Origin of the sequence: Bradyrhizobium sp. LMTR 3 (genome assembly GCF_001693485.1) — a bacterium.
Lineage (GTDB): Bacteria > Pseudomonadota > Alphaproteobacteria > Rhizobiales > Xanthobacteraceae > Bradyrhizobium.
Genome location: NZ_MAXC01000012.1, coordinates 207,288 through 231,685, shown reverse-complemented (window position 1 = coordinate 231,685; position 24,398 = coordinate 207,288). Strand labels below are relative to the sequence as shown.

Annotated in this window: 29 protein-coding genes and 2 pseudogenes; 12 read left to right on the top strand and 19 right to left on the bottom strand. The window is 62.9% G+C overall.

Annotated features, from left to right (window positions below):
• Positions 1–3: 3 nt before the first annotated feature.
• The 8 genes from LMTR3_RS10625 to LMTR3_RS10595 all read right to left on the bottom strand — a co-directional run bounded on the left by LMTR3_RS10625 (position 4) and on the right by LMTR3_RS10595 (position 7,210).
• The gene (locus LMTR3_RS10625; protein WP_065744995.1) at positions 4–1,422 is read right to left on the bottom strand and encodes a TRAP transporter large permease; all 1,419 of its coding nucleotides are present in this window, start codon (positions 1,420–1,422) and stop codon (positions 4–6) included.
• Complete coding sequence (locus tag LMTR3_RS10620) at positions 1,419–2,012, bottom strand: TRAP transporter small permease subunit (RefSeq protein ID WP_065744994.1); 594 nt, start codon at positions 2,010–2,012, stop codon at positions 1,419–1,421. The genes LMTR3_RS10625 and LMTR3_RS10620 overlap by 4 nt, the downstream gene beginning before the upstream one ends.
• A gap of 75 nt (positions 2,013–2,087) precedes the next feature.
• Positions 2,088–2,879, bottom strand: a complete 792-nt coding sequence (locus LMTR3_RS10615; RefSeq protein ID WP_065744993.1) for a TRAP transporter substrate-binding protein — start codon at positions 2,877–2,879, stop codon at positions 2,088–2,090.
• The gene (locus LMTR3_RS39775; protein WP_176721858.1) at positions 2,807–3,322 is read right to left on the bottom strand and encodes a type 2 periplasmic-binding domain-containing protein; all 516 of its coding nucleotides are present in this window, start codon (positions 3,320–3,322) and stop codon (positions 2,807–2,809) included. Before LMTR3_RS39775 ends, LMTR3_RS10615 begins: the two co-directional genes overlap by 73 nt.
• A 19-nt stretch (positions 3,323–3,341) precedes the next feature.
• On the bottom strand, positions 3,342–3,851 hold the full coding sequence (locus tag LMTR3_RS10610) for a dihydrofolate reductase family protein (protein ID WP_065745591.1): 510 nt from the start codon (positions 3,849–3,851) through the stop codon (positions 3,342–3,344).
• A 68-nt stretch (positions 3,852–3,919) separates the two neighbouring features.
• On the bottom strand, positions 3,920–4,864 hold the full coding sequence (locus tag LMTR3_RS10605; protein ID WP_065744992.1) for a polysaccharide deacetylase family protein: 945 nt from the start codon (positions 4,862–4,864) through the stop codon (positions 3,920–3,922).
• A gap of 150 nt (positions 4,865–5,014) precedes the next feature.
• On the bottom strand, positions 5,015–5,587 hold the full coding sequence (locus tag LMTR3_RS10600) for a glutathione peroxidase (RefSeq protein ID WP_065744991.1): 573 nt from the start codon (positions 5,585–5,587) through the stop codon (positions 5,015–5,017).
• A 72-nt stretch (positions 5,588–5,659) separates the two neighbouring features.
• The gene (locus LMTR3_RS10595) at positions 5,660–7,210 is read right to left on the bottom strand and encodes a L,D-transpeptidase (RefSeq protein WP_502686618.1); all 1,551 of its coding nucleotides are present in this window, start codon (positions 7,208–7,210) and stop codon (positions 5,660–5,662) included.
• Positions 7,211–7,481: 271 nt separating this feature from the next.
• Between LMTR3_RS10595 and LMTR3_RS10590 the strand changes: the two genes are divergently transcribed.
• Positions 7,482–8,030 carry a CreA family protein gene (locus LMTR3_RS10590; protein WP_065744990.1) on the top strand — a complete coding sequence of 183 codons (549 nt, stop codon included), beginning with the start codon at positions 7,482–7,484 and terminating at the stop codon, positions 8,028–8,030.
• 51 nt (positions 8,031–8,081) lie between these two features.
• Here LMTR3_RS10590 and LMTR3_RS37430 read toward each other — a convergent pair whose 3' ends face one another.
• Positions 8,082–8,471 (bottom strand): hypothetical protein, encoded by a 390-nt coding sequence (locus LMTR3_RS37430; protein WP_141686550.1) that lies wholly within the window; start codon positions 8,469–8,471, stop codon positions 8,082–8,084.
• 288 nt (positions 8,472–8,759) lie between these two features.
• On the opposite strand from LMTR3_RS37430, the gene LMTR3_RS38420 reads away from it, so the two are divergent.
• The 3 genes and pseudogenes from LMTR3_RS38420 to LMTR3_RS38885 form a co-directional block, all read left to right on the top strand.
• The gene (locus LMTR3_RS38420; RefSeq protein WP_176721857.1) at positions 8,760–8,921 is read left to right on the top strand and encodes a hypothetical protein; all 162 of its coding nucleotides are present in this window, start codon (positions 8,760–8,762) and stop codon (positions 8,919–8,921) included.
• A 34-nt stretch (positions 8,922–8,955) separates the two neighbouring features.
• On the top strand, positions 8,956–9,354 hold the full coding sequence (locus LMTR3_RS10585; protein WP_065744989.1) for a hypothetical protein: 399 nt from the start codon (positions 8,956–8,958) through the stop codon (positions 9,352–9,354).
• A 38-nt stretch (positions 9,355–9,392) separates the two neighbouring features.
• Positions 9,393–9,506 (top strand): annotated as a pseudogene (locus LMTR3_RS38885) (nuclear transport factor 2 family protein); the annotation flags it as partial.
• Between the two features lie 14 nt (positions 9,507–9,520).
• On the opposite strand, the gene LMTR3_RS10575 reads toward LMTR3_RS38885, so the two are convergent.
• A complete protein-coding gene (locus tag LMTR3_RS10575) occupies positions 9,521–9,781 on the bottom strand; it encodes a DUF6719 family protein (protein WP_065744987.1) in 261 nt (86 codons plus the stop codon).
• Between the two features lie 87 nt (positions 9,782–9,868).
• The gene (gene pdxR / locus LMTR3_RS10570; protein WP_065744986.1) at positions 9,869–11,374 is read right to left on the bottom strand and encodes a MocR-like pyridoxine biosynthesis transcription factor PdxR; all 1,506 of its coding nucleotides are present in this window, start codon (positions 11,372–11,374) and stop codon (positions 9,869–9,871) included.
• A gap of 75 nt (positions 11,375–11,449) precedes the next feature.
• Between pdxR and LMTR3_RS10565 the strand changes: the two genes are divergently transcribed.
• Both LMTR3_RS10565 and LMTR3_RS10560 read left to right on the top strand, forming a co-directional pair.
• Complete coding sequence (locus LMTR3_RS10565) at positions 11,450–12,175, top strand: pyridoxamine 5'-phosphate oxidase family protein (RefSeq protein ID WP_065744985.1); 726 nt, start codon at positions 11,450–11,452, stop codon at positions 12,173–12,175.
• Positions 12,176–12,232: 57 nt separating this feature from the next.
• Positions 12,233–13,510, top strand: a complete 1,278-nt coding sequence (locus LMTR3_RS10560) for an ArgE/DapE family deacylase (RefSeq protein ID WP_065744984.1) — start codon at positions 12,233–12,235, stop codon at positions 13,508–13,510.
• A 132-nt stretch (positions 13,511–13,642) separates the two neighbouring features.
• Here the strand turns inward: LMTR3_RS10560 and LMTR3_RS10555 are convergent, their stop codons facing one another.
• Positions 13,643–14,434, bottom strand: a complete 792-nt coding sequence (locus tag LMTR3_RS10555; protein ID WP_065745589.1) for a cobalamin-binding protein — start codon at positions 14,432–14,434, stop codon at positions 13,643–13,645.
• A gap of 124 nt (positions 14,435–14,558) precedes the next feature.
• On the opposite strand from LMTR3_RS10555, the gene LMTR3_RS10550 reads away from it, so the two are divergent.
• Positions 14,559–14,957, top strand: a complete 399-nt coding sequence (locus LMTR3_RS10550; RefSeq protein ID WP_065744983.1) for a PaaI family thioesterase — start codon at positions 14,559–14,561, stop codon at positions 14,955–14,957.
• 1 nt (position 14,958) lies between these two features.
• Here LMTR3_RS10550 and LMTR3_RS10545 read toward each other — a convergent pair.
• The 3 genes and pseudogenes from LMTR3_RS10545 to LMTR3_RS10535 all read right to left on the bottom strand — a co-directional run bounded on the left by LMTR3_RS10545 (position 14,959) and on the right by LMTR3_RS10535 (position 18,153).
• Positions 14,959–16,008: pseudogene (locus LMTR3_RS10545) on the bottom strand (phenylacetaldoxime dehydratase family protein).
• A gap of 31 nt (positions 16,009–16,039) precedes the next feature.
• A complete protein-coding gene (locus tag LMTR3_RS10540; RefSeq protein ID WP_065744982.1) occupies positions 16,040–17,053 on the bottom strand; it encodes a carbon-nitrogen hydrolase family protein in 1,014 nt (337 codons plus the stop codon).
• Positions 17,054–17,199: 146 nt separating this feature from the next.
• Entirely contained in the window at positions 17,200–18,153 is a 954-nt protein-coding gene (locus LMTR3_RS10535; protein WP_065745588.1) for an AraC-like ligand-binding domain-containing protein, read from the bottom strand.
• 260 nt (positions 18,154–18,413) lie between these two features.
• Between LMTR3_RS10535 and LMTR3_RS10530 the strand changes: the two genes are divergently transcribed.
• Positions 18,414–19,046: a GNAT family N-acetyltransferase gene (locus tag LMTR3_RS10530; protein WP_065744981.1), complete on the top strand. Its 633-nt coding sequence runs from the start codon at positions 18,414–18,416 to the stop codon at positions 19,044–19,046.
• 178 nt (positions 19,047–19,224) lie between these two features.
• On the opposite strand, the gene LMTR3_RS10525 is transcribed toward LMTR3_RS10530, so the two are convergent.
• Together LMTR3_RS10525 and LMTR3_RS10520 are read right to left on the bottom strand one after the other, a co-directional pair.
• Positions 19,225–19,527, bottom strand: coding sequence for a hypothetical protein (locus tag LMTR3_RS10525; protein WP_028346396.1), 303 nt, complete (start codon positions 19,525–19,527; stop codon positions 19,225–19,227).
• A 142-nt stretch (positions 19,528–19,669) separates the two neighbouring features.
• Positions 19,670–20,356: a DUF2161 domain-containing phosphodiesterase gene (locus LMTR3_RS10520; protein ID WP_065744980.1), complete on the bottom strand. Its 687-nt coding sequence runs from the start codon at positions 20,354–20,356 to the stop codon at positions 19,670–19,672.
• A gap of 191 nt (positions 20,357–20,547) precedes the next feature.
• Between LMTR3_RS10520 and LMTR3_RS10515 the strand changes: the two genes are divergently transcribed.
• Positions 20,548–21,261, top strand: coding sequence for a hypothetical protein (locus LMTR3_RS10515; protein ID WP_065744979.1), 714 nt, complete (start codon positions 20,548–20,550; stop codon positions 21,259–21,261).
• Here the strand turns inward: LMTR3_RS10515 and fabG are convergent.
• Positions 21,258–21,938 carry a 3-oxoacyl-ACP reductase FabG gene (fabG, locus tag LMTR3_RS10510; protein WP_065745587.1) on the bottom strand — a complete coding sequence of 227 codons (681 nt, stop codon included), beginning with the start codon at positions 21,936–21,938 and terminating at the stop codon, positions 21,258–21,260. The genes LMTR3_RS10515 and fabG overlap by 4 nt on opposite strands.
• Before the next feature lie 258 nt (positions 21,939–22,196).
• Here fabG and LMTR3_RS10505 point away from each other — a divergent pair, with 258 nt between their 5' ends.
• A complete protein-coding gene (locus tag LMTR3_RS10505; protein ID WP_028346392.1) occupies positions 22,197–22,397 on the top strand; it encodes a hypothetical protein in 201 nt (66 codons plus the stop codon).
• A gap of 199 nt (positions 22,398–22,596) precedes the next feature.
• Positions 22,597–23,154, top strand: a complete 558-nt coding sequence (locus LMTR3_RS10500; RefSeq protein ID WP_245319825.1) for a hypothetical protein — start codon at positions 22,597–22,599, stop codon at positions 23,152–23,154.
• 5 nt (positions 23,155–23,159) lie between these two features.
• On the opposite strand, the gene LMTR3_RS10495 is transcribed toward LMTR3_RS10500, so the two are convergent.
• Positions 23,160–23,906 (bottom strand): tyrosine-protein phosphatase, encoded by a 747-nt coding sequence (locus LMTR3_RS10495; RefSeq protein WP_065745586.1) that lies wholly within the window; start codon positions 23,904–23,906, stop codon positions 23,160–23,162.
• Between the two features lie 86 nt (positions 23,907–23,992).
• Here LMTR3_RS10495 and LMTR3_RS10490 point away from each other — a divergent pair, with 86 nt between their 5' ends.
• Entirely contained in the window at positions 23,993–24,310 is a 318-nt protein-coding gene (locus LMTR3_RS10490; RefSeq protein ID WP_084029520.1) for an MliC family protein, read from the top strand.
• Positions 24,311–24,398: the final 88 nt, after the last annotated feature.

Genomic DNA, 24,398 nt, shown 5'->3' with positions numbered 1-24,398 from the left:
CGGTCAGAAATTCCGGATCGCAATGCGTGGGCCATCGAGCGCTGCAGCCGCATTCTGCGGCGGTGCGACGTACTCGATCTGTGCGGTTCGTGCGGCCAGCCTGCGCGCCTGCAACCACTGCGGGAACCACATCGCGATCGCAGGGAAAGCCAGCACCAGGACCACGCAGACGCACTGGATGACCATGAAGTCGGCCATGCCGCGGTAGATCAATCTCAGGTTCCACTCCTTGACGACCTGCTTAAGATAATAGGCTGACATCGCGACCGGCGGAGACAGGAAGGCGGTCTGCAGCACGACCGCGACGAGGCAACCGAACCAGACCATGTCGTAGCCCAGGCCCTTGGCCACCGGCGCCAGCATCGGCAGGAAGATGAACACGATGGCCGGCCACTCGAATGGCCAGCCGAGCAGGAAGATCAGGCCCAGGAGCAGAGACATGGTGCCCCAGGCCGGCAACGGCGAGGCCAGCAAGGCATTCGTCATCCAGGTTGCCGTGCCGAGCCATGAGAAGACCGAACCGAACACGTTGGAGGCTACCGCGAGGAGGAGCACCATGCTGGTCGTTGCAAGCGTGCCGTAGCAGGCATCCAGCAACCCGCGCCACGAGAACCGGCCGTAGGCAATGACGAGGACGATTGACCCCAGTGCGCCAAACGCCGCGGCCTCTGCCGCCGTTGTGATTCCGGCGAGGATGGCGCCGAGGGTCAGGATCGTCAGTACTGTAACCGGCACAAGACCGACCACACACTCCCACAGCACGATCCGCATCGAATCGGGCCGGTCCTCGATCGGCACGGGCGGGCCGAGCTTCGGATTGAAGTGAGAGCGTATCAACGTGTATGCAATGAACATGGCGGACAGCAGGAAGCCCGGGCCAAAGGCGGCTGCATAGAGATCGATAATCGAGATATCCAGCACGGGCGCCATGACGACCAGCATCACCGACGGCGGGATCAGGATGCCAAGCGTGCCGCCGGCCGCAATTGCGCCGGCCGACATCCGCACGTCATAACCCGCCCGGATCATCATCGGCCCGGCCATGATGCCGAGGAGCGTAACCGTCGCGCCGACGGTTCCGGCGGCGATGCCGAACAGCGTCGCTGTGAGGATGACGACCACGTAGAGCGCGCCATTGATCGGTGCAAACAGGTCGCGGAACGCTTTGAACAGTCGCTCCATCAGTCCGGCCTGATCGCAGATGAACCCCATCAGAATGAACATAGGAACCGCGACGAGTTCGTCCTGCTTCATGAGGCCGATGGTCTGCAGGTAGGCGAGGTTGAAGACCCGCTCGCCCATGCCGACGTAGCCGAACATCAGCGCCAGGAACAGCAGCGTGAAGCTGATCGGCAGGCCGATGAAGATCGCTCCCAGCATCACAAGGAGCATGAGAAGTCCGAGAAGTTCGAGTCCCGTCATATCTCGATCTTTTCTCTGTGCACGAACTCGCGCCCGAACTGGACCTGGTACCAGCACTTCAGTACCTCGGACACGCCCTGGATCATGAGAAGAAGGGCTGCCAGGGGGATCGTGGCCCGGAACGGCCACATGATCGCGCGCCAAACGCTTTCCTGCGAGCGCTCGCCGGTGTCATAGGAGTGCAAGGCGTCGTCAATGCTGATCAGCATGAATGTGATCATGGCCGGATAAAAAAATAACGAGTAGGAGATCAGGTCGACGACACCCTTCTTTCGCTCGGAGTAATTCTCCCAATAGATGTCGGTGCGAACGTGTGCGCCTTTCAACAGCGCATATGCGGCTCCGAGCATGAAGGCCGAACCATTGGCCATGAAGCTCGACTCATAAACCCAAACGGTCGGCGCGTTGAATCCGTAGCGCATGACGACCTCGTACGAGATCGTCACCATCAGAAACAGCATCGTTAGAGCAATGAGCCTGCCGGTCACGTCGGTGAAGCGGTCGATCGCCCGTATGATCGCATAAAAGGCGCGCGGGAACTCGCCGCCCGGATTGCCCGAGACCGAAGCACTGCTGGTGTCCGCCGACATGATCACTCCTCTTCATACGGTGCTGGCGTCCGGCGGTACGGACACCAGCACCTCCGCTTCATGCGGCAAGAGAGATCACTTCTTGGTCAGGTAGATCTTGTTCTTCCAGTAGTACTCGCCGGCGAAATTGTACGGCGGGAACCAGGAGAGCTTGAACGGCACGATCTGCTCGGCGTAGGCCTTCTGGCTGTCGATCACCTTCTTGTAGAAGGGGTTCTTCGACGCGTGCTCGGTCTGGATCTTCTCCCACTCGTCGAGGAAGTTCTTCAGGATCTCGTCGGGCGTGCGATGCATCTGAACGCCCGCCTTGATCAGGTCCTGGCAAGCATGCGCCGTCTCGCGATTGAAGGCGAAGTTACGTTGCGTCGTGGCATAGACGCTCGCCACCTTGATGATCTCCTGCAGGTCAGGCGTGAGCTTCTTCCAGACGTCACCGTTGATCATCAACTGGCCGCCGGTGACGGGCTCGTGCATGCCCGGCGTGTAGTAGTGCTTGGCCACCTGATGCAGGCCGAGCTTCTTGTCTTCCTCGCAGTTGATCCATTCGGCGCCCTCGATCACGCCGCGCTCCATGGCTGGCACGATTTCGCCGCCGGGAATGGTGACGACCGACACGCCGAGCCTGCCGTAGGTTTCCGCGCCGATGCCGTAGATCCGGTACTTCAGGCCCTTGAGATCGCTGAGGCTGTTGATCTCCTTCTTGAACCAGCCCATTCCCTGCGGATAATCGGTCGGGATCGGGAAGCCGACGACGTTGAGCTTGAGAACGTCGCGATAAAATTCGTCGAGCAGCTTCATGCCGCCGCCGTCATAGTACCAGGCCCAGTAGTCCGAGCCGTCCATGCCGTACAGCGGACCATGCGACATCGGAATCGTCGCGGTGTTGCGGCCGAGGATGTAGCCGAACGGCCCATGCCGACATCGAGAACGTTCTTGGACGTCGCGTCGAACACCTCGAACGGGGGCACGATCGCTCCGGCCGGCAGCGTCTCGATCTTGAGGCGTCCGGCCGTCATCTTTTCGACGGTCTCGGCCCAAAGCTTGAAGATGAGATGGAAGTTCGAGGATGCAGGGTGGGTCGATTGACCCTTCAGCACTAACGGCTTTTCAGTGGTTTGGGCCTGAACCGGCCCGGTCAAAGCAGTGACGAACCCAAGAGTCACCGCTGCAAGCATGGTTGAAGCGCGCCTCAACATGTCGTGGTCCTCCCGATGATGACGTTTGTTTTTCTTTTTTCTTTTCAGGTTGGAACCGCGCCTGCACGCTGTCAAGCAATCTCTGGCCACGGGTTGGCTTACGGCGAGATTCATTGGACGAAAGGATGACGCCCTATGCGCCGCGCCGCCATGGCCTGACGGTGACCTCGTGCGCTGCATCGAGCATCTGCGGCTCGCCGGCGCGCAGTCCGTGCGCGGCGAGGATTTCCTGCGGCGAACGGGCGGGGACTCCGGGGAAGCAGGGTTCGCCGCCGGGCAGCCGGACATGCGGCGCTTGCGATAGCCAGAACACGTCGTAGCGGTCCATGAACATGCCGAACACGCCGGGGCCGCCGATTATGGCGACGGTGCCGGTATCCACGCCTGCATGATGGCAGGCGGCTTCGAACGAAGCGCCCGCGGGATTCCACAGCGTAGCTTTCGGATTGGACGGGTCGGGAGCAATCGCCTCGACGTTGCGCGTCAGGATGACCCGCTTGCGCCGCGGCGAGTTCGGCTGATCCTCATAGGAATTGCGCCCGTGCAGGATCAGGTCGGCGCGGTCGAGGGCGGCGGTGAAAAACGCCTTGTCGCCCTCAAACTTCAATTCGTCCGGCATGACGTTGCGCGCGTCCGCCAGCATGCCGTCGGCGGAAACGATGACATAGCCTTCGATGCGTAGCGCCGGCACGGGCCTGCGTCGCGCCGCTACTATTCCGAGATCGTCTGGACGACGCTGGAAACCGGGCGCGAGCTCACGGTCGGCAGCTTCAGATCCTTGACGATGTCTTCGTCATACTGGGCGATGGTCTGTACCGGCGTCTTGGCGCGCATCGCCACCACCTTGTAGCCGCCGGCCTTCAGTTTCTTCAGAAGCTCGGGCAGGGCTTCCGCGGTGTGCTTCTGGAAGTCGTGCATCAGGATGATGCCTTTGCCGTTCTTCTCGACCTTGCGCATCACGGTGTCGATGATGGTCTGCGCCTTGCTCGCCTTGAAGTCGAAGGAATCGAGGTCGCAGGAGAAAATCCCGACGTTGCGGTCGCCGAGATAGGTCACCATCTCCGGCGGGTGCTGCAGCGCGGGGAAGCGGAAGAACGGCGCCGGCGCCTTGCCGCCGAGTGCCCATTTCACGGCGCTGAAGCCCTTCTCGATTTCATCCTTGCGCTGCTGCTCGTTCAGCTTCTTGTTGACGAGGGCGGCATGCGACCAGGTGTGCGATCCAATCGAATGGCCCGCCGCCATCACCTGCCTGAGGATTTCGGGATAGTAGGTGGCGTGCTTGCCGATCGGGAAGAAAATGCCGGTGGTGCATTCCTCCGCGAGCGTCTTCAGGACCGCAGGCGTATTCACGGGCCACGGGCCGTCGTCGAAGGTCAGCACCACCTCCTTGTCGCGAAGGAAGTCGAGCTCCTTGAAATGCTCGAAGCCGAAGCCGGGTCCGCCAGTCGTGTCGATCTCGACCGTGCGGCCGATGCCAAGCGCGTTCGGATTGTTGCAAGGCGGACGGGTCGAGACGGGCGCTGGCGGCGGAGCAGGAATTGGTGCCGCTGCTGCCTGAGGCGCGGTCACGCCTTTGGCGGGTGGAACCTGCGACCACGCCGCGCTTGATGCCAGCAGCGAAACCGCTGCAACGATCACCCCCGCCCCAATACGCATCCTGTTTTCCCCAAATTAGAATCCCGCACCCGGTCGGTGGCGCTGCCGTCGTCCGGTCTGCCTCCATCCCCCGACGCACAGTAGCCTAGTTGGAGCAGGCGCGCCAATGCAACCGTTGCGACGCAGCGGATTTGTCCCCGAGGGGTTAATTCAGGAAGCAGCCAAGGCCCGTGCGACCGCGGTTTTCACCCGTGTATCTACGGGTTCGATGGATTCCGGGAAGACGTCGGCGATATAGCCGTCGCGGCCGATCAGGTATTTGTGGAAGTTCCAGCGTGGAACTTCCTTCGGTCGTGCCTCTGCCGCCCATCTGTAGAACGGATGCGCGTTCGGTCCCTTGACGACCGCCTTCGCGGCGATCGGAAAGGTGACATGGTGGCTCTGCGCCGTCGCTGTGATTTCGGTCGCGCCGCCCGGCTCCTGGGCGCCGAAATCATTGGAGGGAACGCCGATGATCATCAAGCCGCGGCTGCCAAACTCGGTCCACAATTGCTGCAGGCCGCCATATTGCGGCGTGAAGCCACAGAGCGAAGCGGTGTTGACGATCAGGATCGGCCGGCCGGCAAATTCGGAAAGCCTGATGTCGCCGCCGGCCAATCCCGGAAACGAAAACGCGTAAGCCGTCATCCGGCTCATGGCGGCCTGCGCCAGGGATTGCCTGCTAGAGGCCATGCCTGCGATCGCGGCCAGCGCCGCGGTCATCACGCTCCTGCGGTCCATCATGAAAAGCCTCGGGCTGCGGTTTGGTGACCGAAGCATAGCGCAATGCGCGGGCCTTCGCGCCTCAACAAGCCGTTATGGCTGGACCATGCGCAGCGGGACGATGAAGTCGGTGCCTTCGCCGGTTTCGCCGCCCGTGTTGATGCCGTGATCGGACACCACGATCGAGCTGCCGGTGGTCAGCATCTCGGCGATCCGCGCAATCGCCTCGGGAGCGACGGCGATGCGGTCCAGTGCCTCGGCCGGACTGTTCGCCGTCAGCAGCAGCTTTGCCTCGGCGGGCGCTGCGCCGGGTATCCTGCCGCGCCGCGCAGCAGGGGCGGTGTTATCGATCCGCGCAGCGTTGCGGGCCGTGACCGGCAGCGAGACCACCGACCAGCGCAACAGGTTGGGATCGTTCTTATCGGCCTCGACGGTGAACACATGGGTGCCCAGCGGCCGGTCGCTCGGCGCAATCGTCACCGGCAAATCGAACTGCGGCTTGAAGCTCTCGCGGACGTACAGCTTGGAATCCTTGCGGCTGACGAACACCGCGATCTGGCCGGGACGCCTGGGCGGTTCGACCCTGGCAGCCTTGTCCGCGCCGGGCAGACGCGCGGTATCCTTCTTGATCTCAGGCGCGACGGTCGGCGCAGCCGGTGTATCAGCAATCGCCTTCGTGGGCTCGCCGGCTGCCGAGATAGCTGGCTCGGATTTCGGCGCGTCCGCCTTTGCCTCCGCGCTCGACGTATCGCCGGCAGGCTGGACCTGGGCCGCAGACGGCGTTGCGTCGGACATGGTCACGACGGCGCTCGTCGGCAGAGCGCTGCCGGCATCCGCCGTGTGGGTCTGTTCGCGCAACGGCGCCGCGTGGCCGACGGTCGATCGGAGTTCGAGGCTTGGCTCCGCGCGGCCCGCGTCCGCGCCCTTGTCGCCCTTCACCGCGGGCGCATCGGTCGTGGGATCGTCGGCGATGAGCGGCTGCGGGACGACTTTCTGCGCCACCAGCAGTGGGTGCGAGAAACTGGCAGGCGTGATCTGGCCGGGCGTGATGATGACGCGCGCGCCCATCCGGGTCCAGTTCCACATCTTCACGGCGAAGGCGGTTGGCATACGAATGCAGCCATGCGACGCCGGATAGCCCGGCAGCACGCCGGCATGCAGCGCAATCCCCGACCAGGTAATGCGCTGCATGTAAGGCATCGGCGCGCCGCTATAGATGTTGGAGCGGTGCATCTTGTGCTTCTGGATGACGCTGAATACGCCCATTGGGGTCGGATGATCCTTCGTGCCCGTCGACACCGGGCTTTCGGCAAACAACCCATTGGCGTCGTAGACGCGGACCTTCTGCTGCTCGATCGAGACGGCGATGATCAGCGGCCCCTGCGGTTTGGCGTTGGTTTCCTTGACGGCCGCCTCGGTCTTGGCTGACGGACGGCGCACCTTCGGCTTGCGCGGCTGCGTCGGCGCCATCGGCCGGTAATAATAGCCGGCGTCGGAATCGTGCCAGTAGAACATGGCGGCGGCATCCGCTTGGGAAGCGGCGGCAAAGGAGCCGGCGGCGGTCAGTATCGCAATCTGCCAAAATCGCCGTTTTGAAATCGTCGCGCCCGCAATCCTCGCACTGAACGCTCGATGCCTGCTCACGCGCATAATCCTCAAATCCGGATACTCGAATCCACCGTCTTGCTTATTCGTTTGTTGTCGCAAGGGCGAAAAGCGTTCACCAGCGTAAGCCTTCTAATTCCAGCGCTTTTCGCCCCGATCGTAGCAAAAAAGCCTCACATTCCGTTAAACCACGCCTGCTCGATCTGACGCCATCGATAAGGCGGTAGTGCGGCCTTCCAAATCATCCTGCAGCCTTCCTGTTCCACTTTCCGGCACTACATAGGCGGCGAGCCCTTCAGCGGAGATATCAATGACATCCAAGGCCATCGTTAAGCGTGACAAGAAGTGGAGAAGTCTGGCCTTGGTGGTGCTCGCGCTGACATTGTGGCAGGCAGGCCCGGCATCGGCCGCAGAAGAGCCCGACTTGATCTTCCGTCGCTCGACGGTCTTCAAATGGCTGAGCCCCAACGACAAGCTCGCGACCTACGCGGTCGACGACCCCGAGGTCGAAGGCGTCGCCTGTCACTTCACGGTGCCGGAAAAGGGCGGCTTCAAGGGCTGGCTCGGCCTCGCCGAGGAAGTCTCGGATATCTCGCTGGCGTGCCGCCAGGTCGGCCCCATCAAGTTCAAGCACAGACTGGAGCAGGGCGACGATATGTTCCGGCAGCGCCGCTCGCTGTTCTTCAAGAAGATGCAGATTGTTCGCGGCTGCGATGCCAAACGCAATGTGCTGGTCTACATGGTCTATTCGGACAAGCTGATCGAAGGTTCACCCAAAAACTCCACCTCCTCGGTGCCGGTCATGCCCTGGGGTGCCACTGAGGCCGCGGTTCAGAAATGCGGTGAATTCATCCAGTAAGTCCGATGCCGGCCGGGATCCGAGATCGGATCCGGGATGAGGGCATCAAGCTTACCGCTTGAGCGGATTGGAATATTGGCGGGCCTCCAGGCCGGGCTCGACCTTGCGGTCGCGGCAGCCGACCAGATGCACGAATTTCTGCGGCGCAGAGACATTGCCGCGAAATTCGCCGCCTTGTTGCGACATCGCGCCACAAAGGCTCGCAGGATGCTCTGAGGCTTTTCCGCGGCGCTCTGTGTTCAGGGAAGGATTGATCCGCTGTTCGGAGCCGTCACTTCCAGACAAATTTTCACCCCCCGGCTGGCCGGGTTTGCGGGTCGGGGGTGCACTGTTGCCATTGCCCACGACTGCTGTCCTTTGTTGAGGAAGGGTCACAACGCACAGGCATGCGGAAGGTTGCGTGGCATTCGCTGAGTCGGCCGGATCGAAGTCTCGGTTCATCCGATCTGCCAGCGAGCGAGGCGGTTCTCGTCCATTGGACGGGGGCCAAAGTGGCCGTAACGGCCAGCTTGCGGAGTTCAGCCTGAGCATCTCAAGTACGAGCGTCCCGGCTGAATTCATTGGATTTTTCCCGCTATTGTTTCGTCCGACAGGGACGACGAAACAATTCTCCTGTGCGACGAAACCATTTTTCGTTTTTGGCGCAGATGTCTGGAAACAGCCGACAGTTATCAGGTGACCAACGAGACGGCGGGAACCGCCGGCCACTGATAACCGGAGACAAGTCAGATGCGGACCACCAGCTTCATCCTCGCCCTGGCCGTCATTCTGGCTGGTTCCTCGATGGCTGGTTCTTCGGATCAGGGCCTGCCGGGGGTTGGCACCTTCGCCTATAACGGCTCGCCGGTTGCGGCCCCGGCGCCGCTACCGATGGTCATGGCTGCCAACTAAGCGTAGCGGATTCTTTTACCGATAAAGGCTCGGTATGTTCGTACGCATCTGTTTTGCTGTCATCTTTGCCTCCCTTCTCCTCGGCGGCGCGGCACAGGCTCAAGTCCAGTTTCAGCCGCCGCAGACCTCGTTCCGTTCGCTCTTCAAGGTGCCCGATCCGCGCGGCGAGTTCGTGCGGCTCTGCGCGCCCCACATGGTCGGACGCTGGGCGCATCCCGAACGCGTTTGCGGCTGCCTGCACGACTACGCCGCCGCAACTGTGGAAGATCCCGACCTCCGCGAAGCGCTGCTGCGCGGCATTAGCGAGACCGGTGTGCCGACGATCGAGACCGCATGGGTGCCGGCATCGAAGCGATCCGAGATCGGCCCGACCTTCACCAAGATCGCCAAGCCGACGCTGCAATGCATGTTCGAGCCGGCGACGAACCAGTAAGCGCGGCTCCTCAAAATATTTCTCCGCAGCGCCCCACGCTCGGCCGCGCCATCGTCGACATTTTCAGGCTGGAGAACGGCAAGATTGTCGAGCACTGGGACGTCGTGCCGGAAATTCCCGAGAAGGCCGCCAACACCAAAGGCATGTTCTAGGCTGGCTGGCGCTGCTAGCGCTTCTTCGTTCCCAGCCGCGGAATGCACTTGCGGGTGCGGAGCACGCCTGACGTCGTCATCTGCGAGCCCTGGACTTCCTTGATTTGTCCCGTCGGACACGATCCATCATCAACCAGGACGCGCTGGCCGAGCCGCAGGTCGACAATGTCCTGCTCGCGCGAGACCGTCTGAGCGAGGGCCGCCGTTGCATAGCCGAGCACGCCTGCGATGAATGCACCGATGACGAGATACGAGGCGTTGCGATGGCCGGGCATTGGGTATTTCCGTTCGTGAATTTGATTTGAGCATCGAGCTTAGTGACGCGGCCGCGATTCTGATAGGGTGCCGGCCGGCGTGAGTGTTCACGTCACGGCCTTCAGCCGTTTGACCTTGCCAGTTCCACCCTTGTTCGGTTTGCCATTTGCCTGCAAGGCGGCCAGCGATGACTTCGCGAGTCGCTCGGCCGACGCGATCAGTTGTGGCAGCTTGTGGCCGGCAAAGCCGAGGACAAAGCCTGGAAGCGGGCGTGCGCGGAAATAAGTTTCCGCCAGCAGCCAACCTGCGACGCCGGCCTCGGCCTTGGCCTGCGCGGCGATGCGGGGATCGGCTGATGGATCGAACCGCGCGACCAGATGCAGGCCCTGCGAGGGTATCGGCACCGAGAGCCTTCCCTGCGATGTCGACGAGAGGGTCGAAGCCAGCACGTCCCGCGCTTCGCGATAGATCCCGCGCACCCGGCGCAGGTTGGCCGCGAACGCGCCGGAATTCAGCATGTCTGCGACGGCGCCTTCGAGCAGCGTGCCGGGAAAGCGGTCGAGCGCGGCACGGGCTGTCGTCACCGGCCCGACCAGCCGTTCGGGTAGCGCGCAGTAGCCGATGCGCAATCCGGGAAACAATGTCTTTGCAAACGTGCCCATGTAGATGACGCGCGAGAGATGATCGATGCCGGCGAGCGACAGCAGCGGCGCGCCGTCATATCGAAACTCGCTGTCATAGTCGTCCTCGATGACGAAGGCATCCGCATCCCTGGCCCAGTCGAGTAATTCCAGCCGCCGCGGCATCGACATCTGCACGCCGAGGGGAAATTGGTGCGACGGTGTCACATAGGCCGCGCCAGCCGAAGGAGCGAAGGCCCGGCCCCTGGCCGCGATCAGGCCCGAAGCGTCGACCGGCACCGAGATGGGGCGCAGGCCGCAATGCTCGATCGCCCTTCGAGCGGCGGGATAACCGGGGTCTTCGCACCAGATCTGATCGCCGGATTTCAGGATCGCACCCAGCACGATCCGTAAGCTATGCTGCGTTCCCGACGTCAGCATGATCTGGTCGGGATCGCAGCGCAGCCCACGCGCCGACAGCAAATGATCGGCGATCGCGGCGCGAAGTTCGCGGCTGCCCCTGGGGTCGCCGTACTGAAGGTGCTCGGCGCCGAACGCGCGCAGGCGCCGGCCGGCAAACGCCCGGAAGCGCTGCAGCGCTCTTTCATCGATATGCGTGCAGCCGAGCGCCAGCGGGCCTTGCTGCGGCGGCTCGATCGCGATCTTCGTCCCTCGCGTGTCATGGACGCGGGCGGGAATGCGCGCGGCGACAAAGGTGCCGGAGCCGACGGTGGCTACCGCAAATCCGTCCGCGATCAGCCGCTCATAGGCCGACGTGACGGCGTTGCGGCGAAAGCTGGTCTGCTTGGCCAGCATGCGCGACGGCGGCAGCGGCTCGCCGGGCTTTGCAATTCCGCCCGTGATGGCGTGGCACAGCGCCTGATAGAGCCGGTGCGGGGCCGAGGCACCCGGCGTCACGTGAGGGCCGGAGAGATCGAGCGCGAGCTCGGTCTTGCGTCGCGCCGGCGGCGAATTGGTCGGAATTTTTCGCATGGAATTGGCACTATCGCAGACCAAATTGGCCGGTACAACTCTCAACGAACCGCCACCGATCCAACAGGAGCTGCCGTGACCGACGCCGTGACTGCCGATGTGTATCCGTTATCGCCGCGCAATCAGGTGAAGCGCCGCCATGATCGCGGCTTCTACGACCACGCCACAGTGCACAGCCTGCTCGACGCCTCGATGCTGTGCCACGTCTCCTACGTGATCGACGGCCAGCCCTATTGCACGCCGACATTCTTCTGGCGGGAAGGGAGCAGGCTGTACTGGCATGGCAGCAGCGCCAGCCGCATGCTGCGAAACCAGTCCGAGGGCGAGAGGGTTTGCCTCACGGTTGCGCATCTCGACAGCCTGGTGCTGGCTCGCTGCGGCTTCAACCATTCGGCGGATTACCGCGCCGTGATGGCTTTCGGCACCGCCTATCTTGTTACCGATCCGGTCGAAAAGGAGCGCGCGCTCGTCGCCATGGTCGACCGCTTCTTCCCTGATCGGACCGCGACGTTAAGGCAAAGCACGGCGCAGGAGATCAAGGCGACATCGGTGATCGCGATGGAAATCGAGCAGGCATCCGCCAAGATCAGGTCGAAGGGTGTCGCCGACGACGAGGAGGACTATGAGCTGCCTGTTTATGCCGAGCGCATTCCGGTGCACACGGTGCTGGGCCGGCCGGAACCCTGTACGCGGCTTCTCGACGGCGTCGAGCGACCGGCCTCGCTGAGCGGCTATTCAGAAGGCCGCCTGCTCGAAGATGCATTGCGGGATGCGCATTTTGCGCATTACGCCGGCGGCTGAGATCGGGGTAGGGTGCGCACTCCCGACTTCCCCGAATTCCTTCACTGGAGCTGCCGCATGACGACCGATACGCAACAAAGAATCCTCGACGCCGTCGACGCCGGCTTTGATGCCCAACTGGCGACGACGAAGGATTTCGTTGCGATCCCCTCGACCCGGGGCGCCGAAGGACCGTGCCAGGACATGATCGGCGATCTCCTGCGCCAACGCGGCTACGAGGTCGACGACTGGCATATCGACGTCGAGGATTTGAAGGATCTGCGCGGCTTCGGCCCGATCGAGCATGATTTTTCCAAGGCGCGCACGGTGGTGGGTACCTATCGTCCCGCGAGCAATGCCGGCAAATCGCTGATCCTGCAGGGCCATTGCGACGTGGTGCCGGCAGGACCCCTCGACATGTGGGAGACGCCGCCGTTCTCGCCCGCCATCAAGGACGGCAAGATGTACGGCCGTGGCGCCTGCGACATGAAATCAGGCACGATCGGTGCACTCTATGCGCTGGATGCGATCAAGGCCGCTGGGCTGAAGCCGACCGCGCGTATTCACTTTCAATCCGTGATCGAGGAGGAGTCGACCGGCGTCGGCGCGCTCTCGACTTTGCAGCGCGGCTATCGCGCGGACGCCTGCTTCATCCCGGAGCCGACCGGCGAGACCATGGTGCGCTCGCAGGTCGGCGTGATCTGGTTTCGCCTGAAGGTGCGCGGCTTCCCGGTGCATGTGTTCGAGGCCGGCGCCGGCGCCAACGCGATCATGGCGGCGTATCATCTGATCCACGCGCTGCAGAAGCTCGAGGCCGACTGGAACGAGCGCGCCAAGGCGGACCGCCATTTCAAGGCGGTCGCGCATCCGCTCAACTTCAACCCCGGCATCATCAAGGGCGGCGACTGGGCTTCCAGCGTGCCGGCCTGGTGCGACGTCGATTGCCGCATTGCGGTTCTGCCGGGCTGGTCGATCGCCGAATGCCAGAAGGAGATTTTGGCCTGCGTGTCGGCGGCGGCGCGCGATCATCGATTCCTCTCCAACAACCCGCCGCAGGTCGAATGGTCGGGCTTTTTGTCGGAGGGGTATGAACTGACGAACTCGACTGAGCCGGAAGCCGCTTTCGCAAAAGCGTTCGACGCCGTCTATGGCGGCGCGGTGCCGGATCGCGCGTTCACCGCGCTGACCGATACCCGGTTCTACGGGTTGAACTACAATATCCCGAGCCTCTGCTTCGGCGCGAAGGGCGCCGCGATGCACGGCTTCAACGAATATGTCGAGGTCGACTCGCTCCGGAAGTCGACCAAAGCGACCGCGCTGTTCATTGCGGAATGGTGCGGGGTGGAGAAGGTGTAAGCTTAGCCACAAAGTTCGATGTCGTCCCTGCGAACGCAGCTACCGTAGGGTGGGCAAAGCGAAGCGTGCCCACCATCATTTTTCGCCGCGGGCTGGAATGGTGGGCACGGCGCTGACGCGCCTTCGCCCACCCTACGGATTCGACGAAGCCCACAACGCCCTAACGATCGCATCGAGCCCATCCGTCAGCGCCGCCGGGCCCGGCTGCAGGATGATCGTCGACTTGATCTCGACAATGCGGTTGCTGCGCACCGCCGGGATGTCGCCCCAGCCCGGACGCTGCCGGATACGCTCAGGCACGACTTTCTTGCCGCACCAGGACGCGAGGATAACGTCCGGCGCGGCGTCACGTACCGTGTCAGGCGAAATGATCCGGTCCTTGGCCGCCTGCTGAAACCGTAGCTTCGGCAGCGCGTCCTCGCCGCCGGAGATCTCGATCAGTTCGGAAACCCAGCCGATGCCGGAGATCAGCGGATCGTCCCATTCCTCGAAATAGACTTTGGGCTTCGGTGCGGCCCGGGGCGTCGCGGCGACCCGCGCGAGGCGCTCTTCAAAGCCGCGCGCGAGTTGATCTCCGCGCTCCGCCGCACCGACCATAGCCCCCAGCATCCGGATCATCGCGAGGATGCCCGCAATGTCGCGCTGGTTGAAGACATGGACGGCGACGCCCGCGCGCACGAGGTCGGCAACGATGTTTGCCTGCAGATCGGAAAAGGCGAGCACGAGGTCGGGCTCAAGCGCCAGAATCTTTGGAATGTCCGCCGATATGAAGGCCGAGACCCGCGGCTTCTCGCGACGGACGCCCGGCGGGCGCACCGCATAGCCGGAGACACCGACGATGCGGTCCTGCTCGCCGAGCAGGTAAAGCGTTTCCACGGTCTCCTCGGTCAGGCAGACGATCCGGCGGGGCGGGAAGTAGCGCATGCCGACGGTATGCCGAATTCCGCGCGCCATGTCACGGCCGCCATTACCTTGGAGGTCATTGCCTGATTTACCGGCAGCCTCCATCCTGTTCAGGAAGCCACTTCAAAGAAAAGCCGGAGGACGAATGACGCCGCTCGAAAAGATCCAGTCGATGAAGATGCCGTTTGCGGAACTGAAGGGGGTAACCTTCACGGAAGCCGGAATGGATCGGGTGGCCGCCAGGATGCTGGTGCGGCCGGACCTCTGCACGCTGCGGAACACCATTCACGGCGGCGCGATCATGGCCCTTGCGGATTCGGTCGGCGCGGCCGCGACCTTCATCAATCTGCCCGAGGATGCCAAGGGCACCACCACGATCGAGAGCAAGACCAATTTTATCGGCGGCGCCAAGGAAGGCTCTACGGTGATCGCCACCGCGACGCCGGTGCATCGGGGACGGCGCACGCAAGTCTGGCAGACGCGACTGGAGACCGAGGACGGCAGGCTGGTTGCGGTCGTCACGCAAACCCAGATGGTACTGTAGCTCAGGCCGCCTCCACCGTCTGCACGGCGTTCAGCATTCCGGTTTGTGGATGACAATCCGCATATTCGAAAAGCTGTTCGTCGGCGCGGGCGATGGTGACCTCGTGGTAGAGCCGCAGTTTTGCGGCCGGTCCGAGCGTCGACAGATACTTCATGGCGGCGCCGAAAATCCTGACATGGGTCGGATGCGATTAAGCCCAGCGCTCCAGCGCCGCCAGGCTTTTCCACCAGCTCATGCCGTAGGACTTTTCGGCTGTCGCGCCGCCAGCGCCGACGACGGTCATGTAACGGTTGGAGTAGCAGCCGATCGAACGTCCCTGGTCGCGGAGGAAATCCATGCCTTCGCGCAGCACCGGCTCCACATCGTCAAGGTACATCTTGCGCTCTGCGGCTTCGGTATCGCCCCAATCCTGGCCCGACCGGATCAGGCAGATATTGTCATGCGGGATGATCCGGATACGCGCGCCGTCGCGAATGGCTCGCGCGGAGCCTGAGGGCGCCATCTCGCTGGTTTGGGACAACGGGACGCGGTCGCGCATGCCGCCCCAATAGGCGTGCTCCAAAACCTCGCCGCTCATGCCGTCGGCGAGAACGGCGACGCCTTCGGGCCTTCCGAGCGAAGAGAACAGCGTCTCATAGCCGTGCACGGACGGGTAAAGCGCCTCGATGAAAGTCCCGCACCCGTTACTGGTCCGTTGCTCGCCGGTCCAGCGCTCACGCACGGGCGGAAACCAGCGATCGAATTTTTGCCGCTCGTCCCAATAGGCCACGGTGACGAGATTGGTGAAGCCGGCCTCGTCGATATAGCTAGCGCGGTCCCAATGGGACGGGCCGTCGATGCTTGCGAAATCCGAAGCGAGCCGCACTATTGCTTGCTCCGCGGCGGCCGGGAGCGCGCCGCGGGATTGGATACCGAAATAGGCCATCACCACCCGCGTCACGCTTGGCTTGTGCCGCGCCACGAAAGACGGGTAGGGCGGCGCATAATCGTCGCCGACGCGGCGGTGACGCGTTCGCGCGGTTTGCAGATGCGCAGGGATCGCGGATTCCATGGGCCTGCTCCTTCTCGGAAAATGAAGTGCGTCAGGCCTGCAGCCTGATTTCGCTCATGACCTCGGCATCGACGGGAAGCGAGAAATGCTCGACGCGGTTGGCGCGCGTGGTGTTGAGCAGCAGCCGCGTGACGTCGGGCCGCGAATAATGCCCGGCCGGATCGGCGGCGTTCTTCGCTACCCCAATCATGCCGAGGTCGATGTCGGCGTACAGAATGCCTTCCTGGTCGGGCGGAAGTTTCTCGGCGAGCGAACTGCCGTCCGGCCCGTAGATCACGGCGTGACCGCCGCCGGCATGCAGAAAGGCATGTTTTTCGGGAGAGTCGCAGAGCTCGTCGATCATGGCCTGCGAAACGACAGCGCAGGGGCCGAGAAAGAAGCACGAGCCTTCGACCGCATAGACCTTGCTGGCGGCGTTGTTGACCTCATGGCCGAGCGCATGCGCGAACGGATCGTACAGCGAAAAACTCGGCCAGGCGCCGACATGGACCTGTTCGTTCTGGGCGTACATCGCGTATTTCGAGAGCGGCTGCAGATGCTCCCAGCAGCACAAGGCACCGAGCCGTCCGACGTCGGCGCGGTCGTGGACGGCGAGATCGCTGCCGTCGCCTTCACCGAACACGGTCCGTTCGGCATGGGTCGGCCGCAGCTTTCGACGCTTGGCGATGGTCTCGCCGTCGGGACCGATCAGCCATTGCGCGATATAAAGGCTTCCGCCGTCGCGTTCGGACAGCCCGAGCACGGCCGTCAGCTTGGCGCGCTTCACGGCTTGGCGGATCTTTTCCGCCTGTGAGCTGTCGAAGGCGAGCGAGTTGTCAAAATAGCGCTGCACGAAACCGCGGCCGATCGCCCAGGCGGGCGCTCCGAGCCAGATCTGCCACGGATAGCCGGGAATAAAGGTCTCGGGAAACGCGATCAGCTTCGCGCCTTTCGCGGAAGCTTCCTCGATCAGCGCGATCGTCTTGTCCACGGTTGCGTCGAGATCGAGAAAGACCGGCGCCGCCTGAACCACCGCTACCTTGTATTTCTGATGAACCAGACCCATCGCATCAATCCTTTCGCATTGGCAACCGACGTTCGCTGGCGTCGAGCCTATAGCCGTGGCCGTGCGCGCCGCTTGTCCGCGGCGGAACAAAAACTTGTCGTAACCGGCACATGGATGGCTGAGGGGCGGAGAGGAGAGGGCTGGCGTTATTTACTGGGCTGCTCGCGCCATTCGCGCGGGGAGATGCCGAAGCGCTGCTTGAAGATGCGGCTGAAATGGGCGAGGTCGTTGAAGCCCCAGGCGAAGGCGATCTCGCCGATGTGCCGGGCCTGGTAGGCGGGGTCGGCAAGATCTCGCTTGCAGCGCTCCAGCCGTTGCGCCTGCACGTAGCTGCGGAACGAGGACTGTTCGGCGGCCATCAGATCGCTGGCGTAACGCGGCGAGATTCCGATCGCCGCCGCAGCGCGCGGCAGCGATAATTCGGGGTCGGAAAGATGCGTCAGGATATGGTTCTTGAGGCGATAAAGCAGCGCCGACCGGTGGGCCGACTGGTCCGGCAAGCGGGCATGCAGCCGGTCGGCGAGCGTCATCGCGAGCAGGTCGAGCGCCTGGTCGAGCAGGCGCGTCGCGGCGGCGGGATCAACCAACTCGATCGTCCTGCTCACATTGCGCGCGAAATCATATGTCAGCCGTTCGAGCGGGCGATCGCCTGCAAACGTCGTCGCGGTCAGACTATCGAACGAGCCGACGCGTTGTTGCAGCAGTTTGCGCGGCATCTGGAAGATCGTCTGCGAAAAGCTGTCGTCGAAGCGCAGCTCGTAGGGGCGGGTGGTGTCGTAGATGACGAATTGTCCCGCGGAGACGACAGCCTCGCGGCCATCCTGGAACACGCCGTTCACGCCATTGTTGCCCAGCGCCATCAGCACGAAATCTTCGCTGGCGCGGGCTATTCGCGACGGCGTGCGGAATACCCGCTGTGCCGTGGAATCGACCTGCGTGAGCGCAACCTGTCCGATTCTGGATTGCGACACCGAGCCCCAAAACGCGCCGCGCATGTCCGATTTGCAGTCGAGCCCGACGAAGGTGTCGCACACGATGTCCTGCCACACCGCAAGCCGGCGCTCCGGAAGGCAAGATCTGGTGTCGAGCACGACAGCCACAATGGGTCTCCACGAACCATCCGGGTGCGTTGCCTGGGCTTGGCGCATCCAAAAATAAGCAAGCTCCATGCCCACTTTGCGTCGGGTGACGAACCTTAACAATTGGTTACTGGTAGGTCGGCTAAATTGCTGGAAATGCTGCCGTTATTTAAGGCAGTATACGGAGCGATCCGGTCTTGAATTCGATGCTGCGCCGCACAATATGGGTGGTCTAGGGATTCGACGCCTCCTCGAGGGTTTTCTCAGAGGAGTTTTGGACTATGTACCTCACCGTTATTGCGGCTGCGCTTGCCGATAGCAGCGTGCGCACGCTGAGCCAGCAGGAAGAACTGCCGCTATTGCGCGATCACCTGCTGCGGCTCGACCGCACTAGCCGCCGCGACCGCTTCCATGGCTTCATGGACGACAGCTTCATCGAGCGCTACGCCGAGAAATGCGCCAATGACGGCACGACGATCATCGCCTTCTTTGAAAACGGCGTGGTTCGCGGAGCGGCGGAGCTGCATCCGCCGGACCAGTCACCGGATTCGCTTCCCGAGATCGCCTTCAGCGTCGAAACGTCCGTGCGGCGTCGCGGCGTCGGCAGCATCCTGTTCCGCAAGCTGATCAAGGAAGCACGCGCCAAGGGCTATAAGAGCCTGCGGATCACCACCGGCGCGCAGAACGAGGCGATGCGGGCGCTCGCTAGCAAGTTTGGCGCGCAGCTTGTATTCCGCCACGGCGAATCCACCGGCACGATCGATCTGACGAAGTATGATCAGGCCGAACTTGCGACGTCCTGGATCGAGAGCGTGCTGAAGACGACGCGTGCGGTGGTGGCTTTCAACCGGGCTTATCGGCGAATGCTGCTTCGTATGGCCGGGACCGCCCCGTCGGAGTGGGGTGCGTCTTAAGCTCAGGCCAAATAGCGGACGACTGTCTTCGTCATTCCGGGGCTCGCGAAGCGAGAGCCCGGAATCCATCACGCCTCACACTTTGCGGTCCAATGGATTCCGCGCTCGCGCTTCGCACGCCTACGATGTGCAATTGCACATCGGAGAATGACAAATCAACCGGCGAGTTGCTGCCTATTCAGGTGCCGGTACGCTTGTCGTTGCCGAAGCGCCTGACGACGCGGCGCTCGACCACGACCGAACGCTGCGCGCCTTGCTCGCCCGCGATGACGCGGGTGGCCGATCGCGCCAGCGCGCGGCCGGTCTTCTTCACTTCAGCCAGCACTTCCTCGTAGGGCAGGCCCATCAGCGCCGCGGCGATTTCCGCCTGCTGCTGCTGATCGTCGGTGATCCCCACCGCGGCGAAGATTGCCTCCTCCAGCGTCGGCGGATCCCGCCGGACGCGTCGTGTGCCGTATTTCGTGTTCCAGTCTTCGCTCATAAGGGCCTCGCATTTGATTGCGGAGATACCTAGGTGCCCCAATGTTGCATTGCAATATGAATTTCGCTTGGCAATACAGCCATGCGTCTAAAATCTTTCAAGTCCGGTAGCGCCGTACGGTTCGGTGTCACCGTGCTTGCCATCATGGCGAGGGATTGCCGGCGGCAGCCAGATCCAGCGGCTGCTGTGGCCAGCGCTTCAGCGCGGCATGGCCGGCATCAGTCAGCACGTAGATGCCGCGCTCGGCGCGATCGAACCAGCCATAAACGTTGTGCAGCAGGATTTTTCCGGCATCGGGAATCTCCGCCCGCAAATCCCTGACGCGCCGCGGCCCGCCGGACAGCGCGGAGGCACAGGCCAGCGCCTGCTGGCGGTACGCCGTCATGATCGGCGCGCGCGTCGATCCACCCATGACGGGATCGCCCTTGCGTTTCTGGTGCTCCGCGATCAGCCGCGAGCGCTTTTTGGGATCGCGGCGGGGCGCTGATGTCGGCGGCTTGACGAGCACTTCGACATCGCCGGTACTGGTGACAGCGAGCATGCCGAAGCCAAGCCGGCGGCAGAGATTGCGATACCGCGCGTCGCTTTCGCGGCCCTTGCCGCGGGCGGATAATTTAGCCGCAAGCCAGACCTCGTCGGCGGCGCCGGCGCGATCGACTGCCTGCAGGATCAGTTCCAGGTTGAAGGAAAGCTTGAGTTCGCCGATCACGACGATCGGCGGATCGTCGCCACTCAGCGCCACGAGATCGCAGCCGCCGACCTCGCCTTTGACGGTGAAGCCGAGCTTTTCGAGGAAGCGTTTGACGGGAAGATAAAGTGCGGTTTCCAAGGCAGGCTCCGGCGGCGCTGGCTGCCGCGACTCAACATGCCGACTTTAGCTGAATTCCGGCTAAGCGTTTGATCGGATGGCCCCGGAGCGGCTATTGTCGGAGCGGGGACAAGGCCGGCGGCAATTTGAGGGAACCTGCGAATCGATCGTTCGCGGGCCAACAGCATTTGCCGCTCCCGCAGCGAGTAGGCGTGTTGCAAGGGCTATACAAATTCCGTTTCACCACGGCGCGCGGCACGGGCAGCGGCGTCATGTTTGCGACATCGGGCGGCAGACTGTATGGCGGCGATTCCGGCTCTTCCTTTGTCGGTCACTTCACCGAAGCCGATGGCATTGTCTCTTGCGAGGTTACGATGTCGCGCCACTATCACGATCCCAAATACGTTCCGATGTTCGAAGTCGAACATGCCGTGATGAATTTCAGGGGCGTGCTCCGCGGCGAGGAGTTTCATTTTGAGGGCGGCAGCGTGGCCTTGCCCGGCATCCATTTCACGACCGTTCTGAGCCCTATCGATGATACCGACGCGCCGCCGCCCGGTGCGGTCGGCGCTGACGGGATCGGCAACGGACTGTATTCCATCCACATCCGTATGCTCGACGGGATCGATGCCGGCAACACCGGTGTCATGATGCTGCAGGACGGCCGCATCAGGGGCGGCGACGCGTACTTCGACTATGTCGGGGCGTACACGGCGGCGAACGGCAAATGGAAGGGCGAACTCGTCAACCGCGAGCATACCCCGGCCCAGGGCGAACGGCCTGTGTTCGGCGGCCATGAAGTCGGCATCGGCTTTTCCGGCACGTATGACCGCGACGGTGCGGAAGGCGAAGCCACCGCGCTCGCCGGCAAGCGCAGCATCCGATTCAAGGCCGTGCTGCGAAAACTGGTGGAGGTAGAGGGTTAAACCCTCCCGTTCACCGGCAGCAGCGCGCCGGTGACGGCGCTGGCGGCGTCGCTGGCGAGGAACAGGATCACGTCGGCCAGTTCCTTCGGCGTCACCCATTTGGTGAAATCGGCGTTCGGCATGCTGGCGCGGTTGGCCGCGGTGTCGATGATCGACGGCAGCACGGCGTTGACCGTGATCTTGCCCTTGAGCTCGGCGGCCAGCGCCTCGGTGAGGCGGTGTACGCCGGCTTTTGAGGCAGCGTAGGCGCCCATGCCACTGCCTGCCTGCAGCGCGCCCATCGCGCCGATATTGACGATGCGGCCTGCGCCCGATGCGGCGAGATGCGGGATCGCCGCGCGCGAGGCGTTGAGCGCGGTCATCACGTTGAGCGCATACATCCGTTGCCAGGTCTTCGGATCGCCCTCCGCCACCGTCTCGAAGGCAAAGCCGCCGGCGATGTTGATCAGCGCGTCGAGCTTGCCGAAATGCGCGGCGGCGGCGTTGATGGCTTTCTTGGCTACCGCGGCATCGGTGAGGTCGACGCCGCCGAGTTCGAACAGGTCCGCCGTGGCCGGAGCTTGCGTCGGGGCATGATCGACGCTTGCAATCCTGGCGCCCTGCGCCAGCGCTTCGTCCACGACCACCCGGCCGAGCGCACCCAGCGCGCCCGTCACGACAATGACTTTTCCGTCCATGAAGGGCCTCCGCATGCGGATGAGGGAGCGCACCTTATCAGGAGATTTTCAATCCTAATGCGGCGAATTTCTGCATGACCGTCGGTCTCGCCAGCCCAAATTGTCGCGGCCCACGTCTGACCGGAGGTGGCGAGCTACGTAGAATTACGGGAGACCATGGCATTGGGCTAATCGATAAAATTTGCCGGAGTTCTGTAAGCCGTTTGCAGAATCCATTCGGTACAACGGGACTCCAACAAGAAGGCAGGGGGATTTGTCATGGGTTTGCCGGATCATGGTTTACCGCTTGTTCAGCTTAAGGAGCAGCGGCGCGACCTGGTTGTAGCGCTGCAGAATCGCAGCGGTCCGGTCTCGAGCTGGGAATTGATGCAGATCGCAGCGATCCAGCAGGCGATCTCGGCGTTCGAGGACGTCATCGCCGACCTCGATGCCGAACTGGAAATGGAAGCGGCGGCCTGAGCCGATAAGCGCCGCCTTCCGAGCCGCTCTGGCTCGCTTTACGGCGGACGTCTACCAGATAAGATGGCGCATGCGTCGCGATCTGGCATTTCGACTCGCGCTCCTCGCATTGTGTGTTCAGCCAATGGCTGGCGCCTATGCGCAGGCCTGCGTCGCCGATCAACATGGCAGCCTCGTATGCGGCGGGGGGAAGGACGCGATGCGCGTCTTCGCCGACACCATCTCGCCCTCGAAGAATTACGCCTTCGCCTGGCGAACCGCGCAGGGGCTGCCGTCCGGCCAGGATACTCCCAGCGACGTCGAAAACGTCCTCATCCGTGTCACCGATGGCGCGGTGCTAACCGCACTCGGCGGCACCTATTGGGAGACGGGTGAAATGCGGGCGAACCGCTACGAACTGATTGCGGCCTGGTCGCCGGACAGCCGAGCCGTCGTCGAGGTCGCGAACAGTCGTTGGGAGAGCGATTCCTTTGCCTATTACCTGATCGACGGTGCGGCGGCGACCAAGCTCGATCTGCGTGCGCTGGTCGAGCCTGTCATGACGGCCAGGCTGCCGCCGCGAAACCGCCAGGGCAATTCATTCCGAGTGCATGAAGATCTGCCGGTGACACTCGATGCGCGCGGCCGCGTGCGCTTTACGGCGATGCTCTACGCGCCCAAGGGCGAAACCAGCAACGACTACAAGGTGCAGGTCAACGTCAGGGCGAGAGGTGGCAAGCTGTCCGCGCAGGTCGTGTCGATGCAGCGGGTGAGGTAAAGGAATCAGCGCTGCAGATAGCGCGCTTCGAGATGGGCGCGTTCGGCTTTGCCGAGACCGAGACCATCGCGGAGATAGCTTTCGAGATCACCGTAGTCGGCGTCGATGGCCTCGAAGGCGGCGGCGAGAAACGAGGCCTGCACCGAGCCGAGCACTTGGCTGACGTTTTCGGGCAGGTCGCTGCTGTGATTTGGGTCCCGTCGGTAGAAGCGGTTGGTCAGGAGATAGTCTTCCGAGATGACGTCCTCGGAAACGCCGAGCGTATGCAGGATCAGCGCGCACGCAAAGCCGGTGCGGTCCTTGCCGGCGGTGCAATGGATCACCAGCGGCGCGCGATCTTCCAGCAAATGCGCAAACAGCGTCCGGAAGTGTTGCGTATTCTTCTGCACATAGTTGCGATAGGAATCGCGCATCACCTCGACGGCGTGGTCCTTCGACAGCGGCGTGCCGGCGGCCGCGATGGCGCGCAGCGCCGCGACCACCGTCGGCTCAACCGGCAGCGAATGAACTGATATCTCGGGCATGCCGCATAGGGCGGCGACGCGCTCCTCAGCGCCGCGAAAATCGAACGCGCTGCGGACGCCCAGCTCCCGCAGGACGGAGACATCGCTTTCGGTGAGATGGCCAAGATGGTTGGAGCGAAAAATCTGCCGCCAGCGTACGGTCCGGCCGTCGCTTGTGGGATAGCCGCCGAGATCGCGAAAGTTGCTGGCGCCGGCAAGATTGAGATGGCGGGCAGGGGAATCTGACATCATGCAGCAATGGTTCGGACGGAGAACAAGGGATGGGTGTCGTTCGACCCCGTCTCGTCTATACTGAACTCGCAAGAGGGCGAAGCATGAATTGGCGGAACATCACGATTTTTGGCGCGGCGCTAGGCTTCTGCGCGGTTGCAACCATGCCTTCACAGGCATCGGCGCAGTCCAGATTCCAGAATTATCGTTGCGCCGACGGCTCGCAGTTCACGGTTGGATTTTTTCAATACGACAAGCGTGCCCATCTACAACTCGACGGCAAGGCGGTGACGCTGCCCAAGCGTTGGACGCTGTCAGGGGCGCGTTATCAGGGGAAGGGCGTGACCTTACGGATCACCAAAGCCGGGATCACCACGCTCAAGCACGCCAGACGGCGGACCACGACGTGCGAGCAGGCATGAAAAAGGGCCGAAACGATTTCGTTCCGACCCTTTTCTAGTTCTCCGTCCGCGCCTCGTTTGCCGGGCGCGTCCCTGCCAAACACCTCCC

What these genes read in the sequence shown, in the direction of transcription:
- LMTR3_RS10590 (WP_065744990.1), top strand. Translation starts at nt 7,482, where the DNA reads ATGACATCCAAGGCCATCGTTAAGCGTGACAAGAAGTGGAGAAGTCTG.
- LMTR3_RS10600 (WP_065744991.1), bottom strand. Translation starts at nt 5,587, where the DNA reads ATGATGGACCGCAGGAGCGTGATGACCGCGGCGCTGGCCGCGATCGCA.
- LMTR3_RS10495 (WP_065745586.1), bottom strand. Translation starts at nt 23,906, where the DNA reads ATGTCAGATTCCCCTGCCCGCCATCTCAATCTTGCCGGCGCCAGCAAC.
- LMTR3_RS10505 (WP_028346392.1), top strand. Translation starts at nt 22,197, where the DNA reads ATGGGTTTGCCGGATCATGGTTTACCGCTTGTTCAGCTTAAGGAGCAG.
- LMTR3_RS10585 (WP_065744989.1), top strand. Translation starts at nt 8,956, where the DNA reads ATGTTCGTACGCATCTGTTTTGCTGTCATCTTTGCCTCCCTTCTCCTC.
- LMTR3_RS10620 (WP_065744994.1), bottom strand. Translation starts at nt 2,012, where the DNA reads ATGTCGGCGGACACCAGCAGTGCTTCGGTCTCGGGCAATCCGGGCGGC.
- LMTR3_RS10560 (WP_065744984.1), top strand. Translation starts at nt 12,233, where the DNA reads ATGACGACCGATACGCAACAAAGAATCCTCGACGCCGTCGACGCCGGC.
- LMTR3_RS10555 (WP_065745589.1), bottom strand. Translation starts at nt 14,434, where the DNA reads ATGCGCTACTTCCCGCCCCGCCGGATCGTCTGCCTGACCGAGGAGACC.
- LMTR3_RS10550 (WP_065744983.1), top strand. Translation starts at nt 14,559, where the DNA reads ATGACGCCGCTCGAAAAGATCCAGTCGATGAAGATGCCGTTTGCGGAA.
- LMTR3_RS38420 (WP_176721857.1), top strand. Translation starts at nt 8,760, where the DNA reads ATGCGGACCACCAGCTTCATCCTCGCCCTGGCCGTCATTCTGGCTGGT.
- LMTR3_RS10500 (WP_245319825.1), top strand. Translation starts at nt 22,597, where the DNA reads ATGCGCGTCTTCGCCGACACCATCTCGCCCTCGAAGAATTACGCCTTC.
- LMTR3_RS39775 (WP_176721858.1), bottom strand. Translation starts at nt 3,322, where the DNA reads ATGAATCTCGCCGTAAGCCAACCCGTGGCCAGAGATTGCTTGACAGCG.
- fabG (WP_065745587.1), bottom strand. Translation starts at nt 21,938, where the DNA reads ATGGACGGAAAAGTCATTGTCGTGACGGGCGCGCTGGGTGCGCTCGGC.
- LMTR3_RS10615 (WP_065744993.1), bottom strand. Translation starts at nt 2,879, where the DNA reads ATGTCGCATGGTCCGCTGTACGGCATGGACGGCTCGGACTACTGGGCC.
- LMTR3_RS10490 (WP_084029520.1), top strand. Translation starts at nt 23,993, where the DNA reads ATGAATTGGCGGAACATCACGATTTTTGGCGCGGCGCTAGGCTTCTGC.
- LMTR3_RS10605 (WP_065744992.1), bottom strand. Translation starts at nt 4,864, where the DNA reads ATGCGTATTGGGGCGGGGGTGATCGTTGCAGCGGTTTCGCTGCTGGCA.
- pdxR (WP_065744986.1), bottom strand. Translation starts at nt 11,374, where the DNA reads ATGCGAAAAATTCCGACCAATTCGCCGCCGGCGCGACGCAAGACCGAG.
- LMTR3_RS10540 (WP_065744982.1), bottom strand. Translation starts at nt 17,053, where the DNA reads ATGGGTCTGGTTCATCAGAAATACAAGGTAGCGGTGGTTCAGGCGGCG.
- LMTR3_RS10525 (WP_028346396.1), bottom strand. Translation starts at nt 19,527, where the DNA reads ATGAGCGAAGACTGGAACACGAAATACGGCACACGACGCGTCCGGCGG.
- LMTR3_RS10610 (WP_065745591.1), bottom strand. Translation starts at nt 3,851, where the DNA reads ATGCTGGCGGACGCGCGCAACGTCATGCCGGACGAATTGAAGTTTGAG.
- LMTR3_RS37430 (WP_141686550.1), bottom strand. Translation starts at nt 8,471, where the DNA reads ATGAACCGAGACTTCGATCCGGCCGACTCAGCGAATGCCACGCAACCT.
- LMTR3_RS10530 (WP_065744981.1), top strand. Translation starts at nt 18,414, where the DNA reads ATGTACCTCACCGTTATTGCGGCTGCGCTTGCCGATAGCAGCGTGCGC.
- LMTR3_RS10575 (WP_065744987.1), bottom strand. Translation starts at nt 9,781, where the DNA reads ATGCCCGGCCATCGCAACGCCTCGTATCTCGTCATCGGTGCATTCATC.
- LMTR3_RS10625 (WP_065744995.1), bottom strand. Translation starts at nt 1,422, where the DNA reads ATGACGGGACTCGAACTTCTCGGACTTCTCATGCTCCTTGTGATGCTG.